Origin of the sequence: Pseudoalteromonas piratica, assembly GCF_000788395.1 — a bacterium.
GTDB lineage: Bacteria > Pseudomonadota > Gammaproteobacteria > Enterobacterales > Alteromonadaceae > Pseudoalteromonas > Pseudoalteromonas piratica.
Genome location: NZ_CP009888.1, coordinates 1,726,983 through 1,739,936, shown reverse-complemented (window position 1 = coordinate 1,739,936; position 12,954 = coordinate 1,726,983). Strand labels below are relative to the sequence as shown.

Annotated in this window: 15 protein-coding genes; 2 read left to right on the top strand and 13 right to left on the bottom strand. The window is 40.9% G+C overall.

The window, feature by feature from the left end; all coding sequences use genetic code 11:
* Position 1 precedes the first annotated feature (1 nt).
* Genes ccmE through ccmA form a run of 5 tightly spaced genes read right to left on the bottom strand, consistent with a single transcriptional unit; the run spans position 2 to position 2,730 of the window.
* A complete protein-coding gene (ccmE, locus tag OM33_RS07985) occupies positions 2 to 484 on the bottom strand; it encodes a cytochrome c maturation protein CcmE (RefSeq protein WP_038640676.1) in 483 nt (160 codons plus the stop codon).
* Positions 481 to 681, bottom strand: a complete 201-nt coding sequence (ccmD, locus tag OM33_RS07980; protein WP_038640674.1) for a heme exporter protein CcmD — start codon at positions 679 to 681, stop codon at positions 481 to 483. The genes ccmE and ccmD overlap by 4 nt, the downstream gene beginning before the upstream one ends.
* The gene (locus tag OM33_RS07975; RefSeq protein WP_038640672.1) at positions 671 to 1,420 is read right to left on the bottom strand and encodes a heme ABC transporter permease; all 750 of its coding nucleotides are present in this window, start codon (positions 1,418 to 1,420) and stop codon (positions 671 to 673) included. Before OM33_RS07975 ends, ccmD begins: the two co-directional genes overlap by 11 nt.
* A gap of 2 nt (positions 1,421 to 1,422) precedes the next feature.
* Complete coding sequence (ccmB, locus tag OM33_RS07970; RefSeq protein WP_038640670.1) at positions 1,423 to 2,109, bottom strand: heme exporter protein CcmB; 687 nt, start codon at positions 2,107 to 2,109, stop codon at positions 1,423 to 1,425.
* Entirely contained in the window at positions 2,110 to 2,730 is a 621-nt protein-coding gene (gene ccmA / locus OM33_RS07965) for a cytochrome c biogenesis heme-transporting ATPase CcmA (RefSeq protein ID WP_081991030.1), read from the bottom strand.
* Between the two features lie 106 nt (positions 2,731 to 2,836).
* On the opposite strand from ccmA, the gene OM33_RS07960 reads away from it, so the two are divergent.
* Together OM33_RS07960 and OM33_RS07955 are read left to right on the top strand one after the other, a co-directional pair.
* A complete protein-coding gene (locus tag OM33_RS07960; protein WP_038640666.1) occupies positions 2,837 to 5,020 on the top strand; it encodes a hypothetical protein in 2,184 nt (727 codons plus the stop codon).
* A 1-nt stretch (position 5,021) separates the two neighbouring features.
* Positions 5,022 to 5,321 carry an EscU/YscU/HrcU family type III secretion system export apparatus switch protein gene (locus tag OM33_RS07955; protein WP_038640664.1) on the top strand — a complete coding sequence of 100 codons (300 nt, stop codon included), beginning with the start codon at positions 5,022 to 5,024 and terminating at the stop codon, positions 5,319 to 5,321.
* A gap of 27 nt (positions 5,322 to 5,348) precedes the next feature.
* On the opposite strand, the gene OM33_RS07950 is transcribed toward OM33_RS07955, so the two are convergent.
* The 8 genes from OM33_RS07950 to OM33_RS07915 form a co-directional block, all read right to left on the bottom strand.
* Positions 5,349 to 5,747: a DUF2802 domain-containing protein gene (locus OM33_RS07950; RefSeq protein WP_038640662.1), complete on the bottom strand. Its 399-nt coding sequence runs from the start codon at positions 5,745 to 5,747 to the stop codon at positions 5,349 to 5,351.
* Positions 5,747 to 6,241 carry a chemotaxis protein CheW gene (locus tag OM33_RS07945; RefSeq protein WP_038640660.1) on the bottom strand — a complete coding sequence of 165 codons (495 nt, stop codon included), beginning with the start codon at positions 6,239 to 6,241 and terminating at the stop codon, positions 5,747 to 5,749. The genes OM33_RS07950 and OM33_RS07945 overlap by 1 nt, the downstream gene beginning before the upstream one ends.
* 67 nt (positions 6,242 to 6,308) lie before the next feature.
* The gene (locus tag OM33_RS07940) at positions 6,309 to 7,025 is read right to left on the bottom strand and encodes a chemotaxis protein CheW (RefSeq protein WP_038640658.1); all 717 of its coding nucleotides are present in this window, start codon (positions 7,023 to 7,025) and stop codon (positions 6,309 to 6,311) included.
* Positions 7,018 to 7,794, bottom strand: a complete 777-nt coding sequence (locus OM33_RS07935) for a ParA family protein (protein ID WP_038640656.1) — start codon at positions 7,792 to 7,794, stop codon at positions 7,018 to 7,020. The genes OM33_RS07940 and OM33_RS07935 overlap by 8 nt, the downstream gene beginning before the upstream one ends.
* A gap of 8 nt (positions 7,795 to 7,802) precedes the next feature.
* A complete protein-coding gene (locus OM33_RS07930) occupies positions 7,803 to 8,765 on the bottom strand; it encodes a flagellar motor protein MotB (protein ID WP_038640654.1) in 963 nt (320 codons plus the stop codon).
* A gap of 5 nt (positions 8,766 to 8,770) precedes the next feature.
* On the bottom strand, positions 8,771 to 9,538 hold the full coding sequence (locus tag OM33_RS07925; protein ID WP_038640651.1) for a flagellar motor protein: 768 nt from the start codon (positions 9,536 to 9,538) through the stop codon (positions 8,771 to 8,773).
* Positions 9,531 to 10,685 (bottom strand): protein-glutamate methylesterase/protein-glutamine glutaminase, encoded by a 1,155-nt coding sequence (locus tag OM33_RS07920; protein WP_038640649.1) that lies wholly within the window; start codon positions 10,683 to 10,685, stop codon positions 9,531 to 9,533. Before OM33_RS07920 ends, OM33_RS07925 begins: the two co-directional genes overlap by 8 nt.
* Positions 10,686 to 10,696: 11 nt before the next feature.
* Positions 10,697 to 12,940: a chemotaxis protein CheA gene (locus tag OM33_RS07915; RefSeq protein ID WP_038640647.1), complete on the bottom strand. Its 2,244-nt coding sequence runs from the start codon at positions 12,938 to 12,940 to the stop codon at positions 10,697 to 10,699.
* Positions 12,941 to 12,954: the final 14 nt, after the last annotated feature.

Genomic DNA, 12,954 nt, shown 5'->3' with positions numbered 1-12,954 from the left:
ATTAATAACCGCCGTTGTTAAGGTTATATTTTGGTTTTTCGTGTTTAATTCCCTTCACAGCTTCAGCAACGTCCGCTGGCATGTATTCTTCATCGTGCTTTGCTAGTACTTCAAACGCTTCAATCACATTTGGTTCAATTAACACACCTTGTGCAACAATGCCCTGACCTTCACGAAACAAGTCAGGTAAAATACCATGATAACGAATTGTCACTAATGGACCGGTATCAATTAATTTGAACTCAACATCTAGAGATTCTTCATCACGAACAACTGAACCCGGTACAACCATACCGCCGATTCGCAGTTTTTGACCAATAAATGGCTTTTCTTTATTTTCGCCTTTACCTTCAATTAATTCTGAAGGTGTGTAGAACAAGTTAATATTCTCTTGTAATGCATACAAGGTCAGGCCTATTGCTGAACCAATCCCTAACAGCACCGCTAAAATAGTAAACATACGTTTTTTACGTCTTGGATTCACAGCCCCTGCTCCTTCGCTTTTTTGATACGCTCTTCGCGCGCAATTTGCGATTTAACATTATCTAAAATTTTACGATGTGTACGTTTACTTGATATAAAAATACCTAATAAAATCAATGCACATGCCCCATATGAGAGCCAGACAAAAAAGCCATAGCCACCCATAGCGAAAAATTCTGAAAGCGAGTTAAACTGCATTTTTACCTCCACTCACTAAATTGCGCACCCAGGGGCGGTGCTTTTCTCTTTCTAAAATTTCATTCTTCAAACGCATTAGCACGATAACTGCCATTAAGCATGCAAATGCAAAAATATTGATAAGCAATGGATAAAGCATACTGCTATCAATTGCAGAACCATCAAATTTGGTAATTGTTGAACCTTGATGAAGCGTGTTCCACCACTCCACTGAGTAGTGAATAATTGGTACATTCACTACACCTACCATAGCCAGAATACATGAGGCGCGACCGGCTGCACCTTTATCTTCAAACGCATGATAAAGCGCAATTACCCCGATATAAAGAAATAGCAAAATAAGCATGGTTGTTAAGCGTGCATCCCATACCCACCAAGTGCCCCACATAGGTTTACCCCATGCTGCACCAGTAATTAATGCAATTGCGGCAACCGCTGCACCCACTGGCGCTATAGCAACTACGGCTAGTTCGGCATTTCGGATCTGCCACACCATTGCAATAAAGGCGGTAATTGCCATTGAAGTGTAAGCACCCATTGACAAAATCGCTGAAGGAACATGAATAAAAATGATTCGATAACTGTCTTTTTGTTGATAATCCGCTGGTGCAAACGCAAGACCCCATGTCCACCCAACAATTAAACCAACTACCGCAAACACGGCAAAATAGGGCATCAAAGTATTACAAACTTGATACGCTTTTTCTGCTTTCGCATATGGATGTAACCACTTCCACATAACTAACTCACACTCACTTTTAAAGATGATGAAACGGCAAATGGCGCCAATACACTTGCACCAGCAAGTAACGCCCCTAATATGGCTAACTGACCAGAGTAGTCAAGCGACATCGCCCCCGCATCAATGGCAGATGTCGCAAAAATTAATACCGGAATATAGAGCGGTAAGACTAATAAACTAAGTAAAACACCGCCCTTCTGTAACCCTACCGTTAACGCCGCACCTATCGCCCCGATTAGACTTAACAACGGTGTACCAATTAGTAGCGTTAACAAGGTCGCCGTTAACGCTTCACTTTCTAGGTTTAGCAGTAAAGCAAACATTGGCGTCATTATGACTAAAGGTAATCCGGTAACAGTCCAATGAGCCGCAATTTTAGCAAGCACGGTTAATGATGTAGGAAATGGACTTAACATCATCTGTTCAAGCGTGCCATCGATATAGTCATCGCGAAACATTTTATCCAAACCCAACATGGTAGAAAGTAATGCAGCCACCCAGATGATACCTGGCGCCATACGCGCTAGTAAGTTAGGTTCAGGCCCTACACCTAATGGAAATAAGGTAATAACAATAATAAAAAATAAAACAGGATTAATAATCTCTGAGCGCTGGCGAAACGCCAAAGTGAGATCTTTTTTATAGATACTTGAGAATAAGCGCCAGTAAGAATCATGGGTGTTCATTTAGAAACGGTACTCCAATACTAAACGCGATAACTCTGGAAAGTGTTCGGTTAAATCTTGGTGGCTGGTTAATATAATTGCACCACCTGCCGCTAAATGCTTTTTAAATTGCTGTTGCAACAATACCACCCCTTTTTTGTCCACGGCAGTAAATGGTTCGTCCAACATCCATAACGTTGCTTTGTTAAGCCAAAGGCGCGCAAGTGCCACGCGGCGTTGTTGACCTGCTGAAAGCAAGCGAACGGGCACATCTTCGAGACCAACTAACCCAAGCTGCGCCAATACATCATGCAAGTCTTCATCTGTTTCTAGGCCATGAGTTTCAAGCCAAAAAGAAAGGTTTTCAAGTGCTGTAAGTTGACCATTAACACCTGTTTTATGGCCAATATAAAGTGTATCGCTGGCAAACTGGAGGTTGTCTTTAGCAATATCAACATTTTGCCACATCACTTTGCCTGATTCTGCGCGAACGAATCCAGCGAGTATGCGCAGAAGGGACGTTTTACCAGCCCCATTTTGCCCTTCTAACTGGACAATTTGCCCTTGATGTAATTCAAAAGAGAGATCTTCAAACAAACATCTATCTTGCCGAATGCAGCAAATTGAATCTACTTTTAACAAGTTAATACATCTCTCGACCTAAAATTGGGCATTAGTCTAACATAATGGTATTGTAAAACGTAATCTCCTCGACAAGAGAAATTGGCAATAGCTTGATTTAAAACAGATGACAGATATTCAATCTCTGCTAAATATTATCTCTACCCCAAGTAGTGAGCTTGAGCAAAGCACTTTACCTCAATTAACACACAACCAGTTAACACAGGTGAAACAGCTTCAACAAACTTTGCAGCATTTGAATTTGCCTACAAAAACAAATCAACAGCTACTCACAGCATTAGTCAAAGATGCGGTAAATGTGACGAACCTATCTGTAACTGACAATAAATTGTCATTTTCGCTCGCACAATTAACGTCAAAACTAGTTGAATTATCGATACCTAACCAAACATTGCTGCTACGTACAGATAAAGCAGAACTTTCGCTATCAACAAATCTGACAAATCTACTTATCAATCTACCAAAACAAAGTATTAAGCTGCCACAGCAAACAATATTTGAGTTACTTAAGCACGCAACTAATAATTCAGTCTCTGTACCAAACAAGTTTGCATTGCCTGCAAGTATTATTAATTCTGATAATCAATTGATAGTAAAAGCTAACAGCCTTGCTATTTCTACTGAGCTATCCAAAAACCTAACAAACCTGGTTAAACATCAACAGCCGGCAATTATTGAAGTTGAACATAAAAGTGAGCAATTAAAAATAAATGTTAAATTGGATAAGAATAGTCAGCCTGTGCAATCTCAAATTTTACCGATAAAAAAAGCCATCGAGCTAATCAAGCTGCAATCATCTAGCTTACTATTAAATTTAAAGAAAACACCTGAAATACAGGTTAACGGTCAGGCTATTCCACTACCTCATTTAGCAAAAGTGGTAACCAATCAAACACTGCCTTTCACGCTTAATAATTTAGGCGATAAGGCTGTATTAAATTTGCCGAGTCAAAATCTTCAGGTAAAACTTAATGCCGAACCTTCACCATTAAACATAGCGCCAAGAGACATGCTCTCGGTACCCCAATCTTCAGCCAAAGAACTCTCACTTATTCAACGAGTGGCAACGACAGACAAAAGCTTCAACCAATCTCTTATTGGGTCAATGCTTGAAAGTATTAAAACCGTTTTATTTGAACGAAATATCACTTTGAAGCATGCTTCTAAAGGAAGTGTGCATTTACCCAAGCTCACCCCCTTAAACGAAGATAACTCTAATACTCAGCAAACTAAAAAGTCTCAAGATGCACTCATCAAATTGCCTGTATTAACCCAAGCCGTTGATACATTGCAAAAAGCGCCAACCTATAAACGCCCGATAACTCCGACTTCACCCACTCACAAAGAAACAAGCAACCTTGATGGGGGGCTAGCAAAAACCATCACGTCTGGAGCTGATGCCATTAAGTCAATCCAGCATAAGCTTGAAAACATCGCAAAACAAAACCCTTTGCAAACATTAACAATGCAACTTAATAAAACGCTTTCCTCATCTGAATTACCTGATCCATTAGCAAAGCTTGTCAATCATGCATTTAATAAGATGATAAATGAGTCGAGTGCTTTGCAACCCACCATGTTGCAAATAAAGTCGATAATTGCCCCTTTAGAAGTAAAGCAAAGAGACAGCCTACAAACACCTATTGGTGCAATTGAACATGTAAAAATTGCACTTGCAGCCACGGGGTTATCACAACAAGCCCGTTTAATACCTGAGCAGCAAGGCAAGCTAGAGAATTTATTGCCATTATTGCTTAATTTAACGAAAGCCTTGAACAGCAAAAAAGAGGGTAAATCGCAAAAGGGACAATTATCTCTGTCGAATGCTCTGCAAAGAAATTTAAGTGATAATATAAATACCCTGCAAAAAGGCCTTCAAGGTAACTTGCAATCAGCTACACAGCAAACAACCAGTAATGAGCAACCGCTTGTAAATATGCAGTTTTCGTTGCCACAGCAGCAAACTGAAAAACTTGCCACTACGCCAATAACCATTCAAGAAGAAAAGCGCAAAAACGATAATGGCGAAATTACGTCAATATGGCATATCTGTTTAGCATTCGAGATACAAAGCGGTATTTTGAATATTGCCGCCGAGTTAAATCAACGCCAGTTGTCTCTCAATTTTAGCTCTGACAACACAATATTAATCAATCAAGCAAAGTCACAGGCTCCTTTATTAGCGCAAAAATTAACGCAACACGGACTTGACGTTTTACACAGTGAATTTGTTTTAACTGAGCAACAGCATCTTAAGTCGCGCTCAGGAATCGTAAATATTAAGGTTTAATATGACTTCACAGAAATCAGCAATCGGGCTATTTTACGATGGCCAAGGTGCCCCAGAAGTGAGTAGTAAAGGCTTCGGTGAATTAGCAGAGCATATAATTCAATATGCCAAAGACAATGACATACTGCTGCATCAGGACTCAGCATTGGCAGAGAGCTTAGCGGGCCTTGAAATCGGCCAACAAATACCGGAGGAGTTGTATTACGTTATTGCAGAGTTAATCGCGTTTTCTTATGTACTACAAGGAAAGTTTCCACCAGGCTGGCAAGCATTGCATAACAAATTAGACGTAGAAGCCTAGTAGAAAACTAGGCTTTTTATTTGCGCACTACCCTTCTTTTTGGTGAAGTGTAAAGAGCAGTTCAGCTTCAGCTCTTGGCAATTCACATTCGCGCATAATTTCGTCGATATCCGCCCCTAAGGTGATCATTTTGACTGCACGAGAATAAATTTTTGATTCTGGATCTGCCAACTGAATATCTTGCTGCTTTTGTTTTAGCTCTTGTGCTTCGGACTGAAGCTCCATTACATGTTTACCAATTTTCAGTAAACCCGAACGGATTTCTGCGATTTCATTTTTGTTGATTGTTTGTTGAGTAAGTAACTTAGCTTCACTGTCCTGATGTGTTTTTTGTACCTGCTTTAAACGTGAAAGAAAACTAAACGCAATTATGCAGGCACAAACAGCAACACAGAGTGCAACAACTGAAATTATTTGCCAAACCATTAGAAATTACTTAGTTCATCCCACTCTTCATCACTTAGTAACTTATTTAAATCAACTAAGATTAGAAGCTCACCGTCACGGTTAGAAACGCCTTGGATAAACTTAGCACTTTCTTCAGTGCCAATGTTTGGTGCACTGTCTATTTCAGAACTACGTAAATAAACAACTTCGGCAACACTGTCGACTAGAATACCAATCACCTGCTTTTCAGCTTCAATGATCACGATTCTAGAGTTATCTGTCACTTCAGCGCTATTTAAGCCAAAACGCGTACGTGTATCAATGACAGTTACAACATTACCACGCAAATTGATAATGCCAAGTACATAAGCAGGGGCACCGGGCACTGGCGCAATTTCACTGTAGCGCAGTACTTCTTGAACTTGCATTACATTGATGCCGTACGTTTCCTCTTCTAGGTGAAACGTAACCCACTGCAATACTTCATCATTTACGTCGGCTGCATTTGACGAAAGAACTCTTTCTTCACTCATTTTTAAGCTCCTATCCAAAGTGGATATGTGTTAACTGCTTCTAACTCAACGACTATTGCGAACAGCCCTAATCGTCTTGGCTATCTAAACCTTGATTCAATAACTCGGTCATTGCCGATACATTAATTAAAGCACACATTTTCTCTTTAATTAATCCAGCTAACCAGGGTCTTCTGCCGGCTTTATCACGCCATTTAATGTCCTGGTGTGATAAGCTAACATTATCAATCAATCGCTCAGCTAACAGTCCCCAGTTAGATTCACCTAACATTATAAGATACTGATAGTTTAGCGCTTCTTCTAAGTTTTTGTTATATTTTTCTGGCATTACCCAGCGCGCAGAGTCAACTACATTCAGTTTCTCTTCACGATGCAACATTACCCCTTTAAACCAATCTGGCTTTCCAAATAGTTGATTTATTTCACCTAATTGGTAAATACCGCCTAACGATTTTAGTGGTACTGCAAGGGTGAGCCCCGCTACTTCAAAATAAAGTGCTTGGAATTCATCGGCCGCAAAACTGTCATCTTGAGTTTGTGATGGTGGTAAAGCGACTTCCACAGCTTCAACGACTTCTCTCGACTCAACTTGCTCAATGGTAGACGCAATCTGTGGGCTTTCTTTTGGTTTTAAAATGGCTTTTTGATGTTCAGCAGCTTTACTCTCTACATCACTAAGCAAATTTTCAACTGGACTTACTAGTGTTTCCGATGATTCTTCTTGTAACAGCGCATCTAGATACTGCTTCATCACTTTTTCGTTTGCAAATAACTGCTTAGTCATTTTCTGCCATCTCCAAATGCTCTAACAATGAAGTATAAGCAAATACACCGCGTGACTTGGGGCAAAACTGATGTGGAGCCTGCATGGCAAGGCTTGCATCTCTAAGTTTAGTATCAACCGGAACAACACCCGGCCATACTTTATCTCCGTAAAGGGCGCGTAATTTTTTGTAAGCCTCTAATGAAGCCTTTGTACGTTTATCGTACATTGTCGGAATAATTGTGAAATTGTATGACTTATTTTGTGAGCTTTGCATCAGCTCCATTGTTCTCATCATACGATCTAAGCCTTTTAAGGCCAAAAACTCTGTTTGCACAGGGATCAAAACACGATTACACGCAGCAAGGGCATTCACCATTAACACGCCAAGTACTGGTGGACAGTCAAGGATAGCAACGTCATATTCATCACTAATTTTATCAAGTGCATGACGTAAAATAAGCCCCATACCACTTTTTTTACCTAAACTTCGGTCAAGTGTTGCGATTGCCATCGTAGCTGGAAGAATATCTAGGTTTTCAACACCTGAGGGACATAGAGATTGTAAGATTTCTTCTCTTGCCATGGTTTTTCCACGGGTGAAAAGGTCAAATACACTTACTTCTAATTCTTCAGAATCAATACCAAAGTAATAAGTTAATGATGCATGAGGATCGGTATCAATCAATAAAACACGCTTGCCCCGTGAAGCTAATAAGCCTCCAAGGGACACTGTGGTAGTGGTTTTACCTACCCCACCTTTTTGATTTGCTACAGTCCAAATTCTCAATTAATTACCTATTGTTCTTGTTCTCGGGTTGTAATTCTGATCCCACCATTGGGTAGTTGTATTACCTTAAGTGAATCATCTTGTTCACTCGATTGTTTTAGTTTTTCAATTTCTAATGCTGTGGTTTGTGATTCTGTCAGTTCATTAGTGTTTTTAACTGGCAAAGCGTATTTAGAAATGGCAATAACCACCTTACGGTTTTGCTGACGACCACTTTCCGTATCATTATCACTAAATGGCGCATATTCACCATAGCCTTCAATTGCCATCCTAGCAGAAATCACGCCAAGATATTCCAACCATACAAGTACTTCGGTTGCTCGCGCAACGGACAAATGCCAATTGGAACGAAATACCTCATTATTAATTGGCAGGTTATCCGTATAACCACGGATCCTTAAATAATTTCGGTTTGCATTGAGTATCGGTAATAAAGCCCGTAAAACCTCTCTGGCACGCTCAGTCGCAACAGCACTGCCACTTGCAAACAATAAACTTGAACTAAGCTCGATGGTCAGCCAATCCATATCTTTTTCAAGCCTTGCCTGTCCTGTTTCAAGTTCATCAGAAATCGCACTCTTTAGCTCTTCTTCAAGTGAATCTAATGGTTGCCCTAAATATTTTTGTTTTAAATTACTTAACTCTCCACGTCCATCGACAAGTTCAGGGCCCTTTTCTTCTTCGACAATACTAATGCCGTGTAGCGACATATCAACATTCGCTTCATTACTGTTTAATAAGCCTTCACCAGATACACCTGTGCCATCAGCTTGAAATGGTTTATCGGTTGTTTTAAATACATGGGAGATAGTGTCAGATAGAACGGAAAACTTTTCTTCTTCAATGATAGCCATTGCATACATAACAACAAACAAAGCAAACATTAAAGTCATATAATCAGCATATGAAACTAACCAACGATGCGAATTATCATTTTGGTCTGGTTGCTTAAATTGCTTAAAACGCGCCATTCAAATTACCGAAACAGTGAGTTATTGTTCTTTTCAGTTAAGTATGCCGATAATTTCTGATCGATCACATTGGGCGAATCGCCTTGTAAAATACAAAACATGCCTTCAGCCAACATTTGGTGATAGCGGCAATGTTCATCAATTAAATTTGCAAGTTTATTAGCGATAGGAATGTAAATAAGGTTGGCAAACCCAACGCCGTAAATTGTCGCGACGAATGCAGTAGCAATACCCGCACCTAGCATATCCGGTTGTTGGATAAAATTCATCGCTTGGATTAGACCCAAGACCGCACCTAAAATTCCAAGCGTAGGACTGTATCCGCCCATTGCATGAAAAACTTGACTTGATTCATTCAGTGCATGACGTCTTTGAAGTATTTCATTTTCCATTGTGTCAAAAAATTGCTGCTCTTCACTGCCATCCACCAATAAATTTAAGCCTTTGGAGACAAAATAATCTTTTTCATCTATCGCCAAGTTTTCTAATGATAAATAACCATCGTGACGTACTTTTGCAGCCCAATTCTTAACTAGTTCAATGCCTTGCGAAAAGTCGTGTTTTGGTGGTTTTACTACCCAAGGTAACATTTTCAACGCAGTGATAAATTGATACTTGGTTGCTTGCAGCATCACCGCCCCGAGTGTACCACCAAAAACAATTATAAAAGCCGATAAATCAAATAAGTTTGCGAGTACACCACCTTCCAGTGTGTACCCTAATCCAATCGCAACAAACGCTAAAATAACACCAAAAATGGCTAATTTATCCACAACCTATTTCCGTATTGATGTGTTTTGCAACATCCGCTAAAGCAATACTTTTCTCGCTTAAGCCTGCACTTGCAACAGCTTGAGGCATGCCATAAACGACACAAGAAGCCTCATCTTGAGCCCAAATTTTAGAACCTGCTTGTTTTAATAAACGCGCACCATCTCGACCATCAGCTCCCATTCCTGTCAAAACAATTGCAAGAACAGCATCGCCATAACTCTTAGCAGCACTGGCAAACGTAATATCAACACTTGGCTTGTATGTCACTCTTGGACTGTCATCTTCATAAATCTTTAGTTTCTGGCTACCACTTCGTCCTTCAACTAACATTTGCTTGCCACCAGGCGCTAAATACGCAACCCCAGGTTTCAATAAATCCCCATTTTCAGCCTCTTTTACCTTAATTTTACATAAGGTATCCAAACGTTGAGCAAATGCCGGTGTAAAAGCTCCTGGCATATGTTGAATGAGCAGAATTGGGTGGGGGAAATTGGCAGGTAACTGCGTCAATACTTTTTGCAATGCTACAGGCCCGCCTGTCGATGTGCCAATTGCCATCAACTTATATTGTTTACCTGAAGCCTTAGGTCTTTCTGATGTACCCGTATTTCTCGTATCGGTAACTGGCGCACGTTGCGAAAATGAACGGTCGGGTTGGCGAAGTGATGACGTTGTCGTTCTTTCAGAAGCAATTCGGGACGCAGTAGAAGGTGTCGCAGCGACTCTCGAAGGACGAAAGCCACTTACGCGACGACGACCAATTTCACGTACTTTTTGTTGTAATACCTTGGTCGCTTCTTCTTTGTCACGTGCAATATCCTCAAATTTTTTCGGAAGAAAATCTAACGCACCCGCATCAAGCGCATCTAAAGTTGCGCTTGCACCATCATGAGTTAATGAAGAAAACATTAGAATGGGTGTTGGTGTTTGCTGCATAATTTGTTTGACCGCACTAATGCCATCCAACACCGGCATTTCAATATCCATAGTAATCACTGATGGTCTTAATTCAGCAGCTTTTTCCACCGCTTCTTTACCATTGTTAGCAGTGCCAATTACTTCAATATTGGGATCTTGATTCAAGATTTCACTCACTCTGCGGCGAAAGAAACTTGAATCATCTACAACTAATACCCTAATTGTCATTAAATGCTCTCTTACTTTTTATTGCGACCTTGACCGGCATAGTGCTTTAACATACTCGGTACATCTAAAATCAGCGCTATCCCGCCATCTGATGTAATCGTTGCACCGGCCATGCCTGGAGTTCCCTGTAATAGTGCATCTAAAGGTTTAATTACCACTTCTTCTTGACCAATTAATGAATCAACCACAAAGCCCATTTGCTGTGTGCCTAGTTGAACAATAACAACGTGTCCTTGAGAACGTTTTTGTTCCGTTCTAGGGTTACGAAGCAACCATTTTTCGAGATAGAAAAGCGGAATCGCTTTATCACGAACAATAATTGTTAACTGGCCATCTACTAAATTCGTTTTGGTTAAATCAAGGTGGAAAATTTCACTGACACCGGCAAGTGGTAATGCGAATGTTTGCTGGCCAACAACAACCATTAAGGTCGGTAGAATTGCAAGAGTAAGCGGTACCTTAATTTCCAGTACTGTACCCTTACCTTTTTCAGATTCTATATTAACAGTACCGTTTAATTGGGTGATTTTTGTTTTAACAACATCCATCCCCACACCACGTCCTGAAATATCTGAAATTTCTTCTTTTGTTGAGAAACCTGGGGCAAAAATTAAGTTATAAGCTTCTGTGTTCGATAATCTGGCCGCTTGGTCAGCATCGATAACACCTTTGCTAATTGCTATATTTTTTAATTTCTCTGCATCCATACCTGCACCATCATCTTCGATGGTAAGTAGAATATGGTCGCCTTCTTGTGATGCGGAGAGAGTCACTGTACCTGTTCGCGGTTTTCCTGCAGCTTCACGGTCATCTGGCATTTCAATGCCGTGGTCTACTGAATTACGAACTAAGTGAACAAGTGGATCTGCAAGTGCTTCCACTAAGTTTTTATCAAGGTCAGTCTCTTCACCAACTAATTGTAAATTGATTTCTTTTTTCAAGCTTCGAGCTAAGTCACGAACAACGCGAGGAAAACGACCAAATACCTTTTTGATTGGTTGCATGCGCGTTTTCATTACTGCGCCTTGTAAATCTGCAGTAACCACATCCAGGTTAGAAATCGCTTTGCCCATGCTTTCGTTGCTAACATTTGCACCTAAGCTAACTAGGCGATTACGAACTAGTACCAGCTCACCGACCATGTTCATAATTTGGTCAAGACGTTTGGTATCGACTCGTACAGTGGTTTCAGCAGGCGGCGCTGCTGGTTTGGCAGGCGCTTTATTCGCAGCTGGTGCTGGTGCACTTGCTGCAGGCTTAGCTGGCGCAGCAGGTTTACTCGGTGCCGCAGGTTTGGCAGCAGCAGGAGGTTTAACCGGCTCAGACTTCGGTGGCGGTGCTGGGGCTGGTTTTGCCGCCGGTTGTGCGACTGATTCAGTATTAAACGAATTCTCGCTCGCTTTTGGTGCACTCCCCTTACCATGAAGTTCATCCAACAATGCTTCAAATTCGTCTTCAGTAATATCTTCATCATCACCGGAACTAACTGGAGCAGAAGCAGGTGCTGGCGCATTGCTTTCCGAACTTGGTGAAGCAGCCTCAGCTGACGCACCAAACGAACCTGCGCCATGAAGCTCATCCAGCAAACTTTCGAATTCATCATCAGTGATTTCATCAGAATCAGCGCTAGTCGATTCTCCGCTTGGCTGTGCTACTGGACCATTTCCTGAACCATGAAGTTCGTCAAGTAAACTTTCAAACTCTTCTTCGGTAATATCGTCAACACTGCCAGATTCATCTGAAGAAGCAGTTTCATCTGCATCAAATAAAATATCATCAAACGGATCGGCTTCAACAGCTTCAGGTTGCGCTGGTTCAACTTCTGCAGGTTCTTCAGCAACAGTTGCTTGGGCTTCATCTGCACTTTCTGGCTGACTTAAGCGGTGTAACTCTGCAAGTAATTGAGGATCAGCTGGGTCAGGTTGCGCTCTATTTTGAATGTGAGCAAACATCTCATTAATGGTATCAAGTGCTTGTAAGATGACATCCATCAATTCTGGGGTAACTCTGCGTTGGCCTTGGCGAAGGACATCGAAAATATTTTCCGCACCGTGACAGGCATCTACCAATTCCGTCATTGAAAGGAAACCCGCTCCCCCTTTAACGGTATGAAAGCCCCTAAATATCGCATTCAATAAGTCAGCATCTTCTGGGTTATTTTCCAATTCAACTAACTGTTCTGAGAGCAATTCTAAGATTTCACCGGCTTCGACTAAAAAGTCTTGTAAAATATCTTCATCGACATCAAAGCTCATGCATAATTCTCCGA

What these genes read in the sequence shown, in the direction of transcription:
- ccmD (WP_038640674.1), bottom strand. Translation starts at nt 681, where the DNA reads ATGCAGTTTAACTCGCTTTCAGAATTTTTCGCTATGGGTGGCTATGGC.
- OM33_RS07975 (WP_038640672.1), bottom strand. Translation starts at nt 1,420, where the DNA reads ATGTGGAAGTGGTTACATCCATATGCGAAAGCAGAAAAAGCGTATCAA.
- ccmB (WP_038640670.1), bottom strand. Translation starts at nt 2,109, where the DNA reads ATGAACACCCATGATTCTTACTGGCGCTTATTCTCAAGTATCTATAAA.
- OM33_RS07960 (WP_038640666.1), top strand. Translation starts at nt 2,837, where the DNA reads ATGACAGATATTCAATCTCTGCTAAATATTATCTCTACCCCAAGTAGT.
- OM33_RS07955 (WP_038640664.1), top strand. Translation starts at nt 5,022, where the DNA reads ATGACTTCACAGAAATCAGCAATCGGGCTATTTTACGATGGCCAAGGT.
- OM33_RS07950 (WP_038640662.1), bottom strand. Translation starts at nt 5,747, where the DNA reads ATGGTTTGGCAAATAATTTCAGTTGTTGCACTCTGTGTTGCTGTTTGT.
- OM33_RS07945 (WP_038640660.1), bottom strand. Translation starts at nt 6,241, where the DNA reads ATGAGTGAAGAAAGAGTTCTTTCGTCAAATGCAGCCGACGTAAATGAT.
- OM33_RS07940 (WP_038640658.1), bottom strand. Translation starts at nt 7,025, where the DNA reads ATGACTAAGCAGTTATTTGCAAACGAAAAAGTGATGAAGCAGTATCTA.
- OM33_RS07930 (WP_038640654.1), bottom strand. Translation starts at nt 8,765, where the DNA reads ATGGCGCGTTTTAAGCAATTTAAGCAACCAGACCAAAATGATAATTCG.
- OM33_RS07920 (WP_038640649.1), bottom strand. Translation starts at nt 10,685, where the DNA reads ATGACAATTAGGGTATTAGTTGTAGATGATTCAAGTTTCTTTCGCCGC.
- OM33_RS07915 (WP_038640647.1), bottom strand. Translation starts at nt 12,940, where the DNA reads ATGAGCTTTGATGTCGATGAAGATATTTTACAAGACTTTTTAGTCGAA.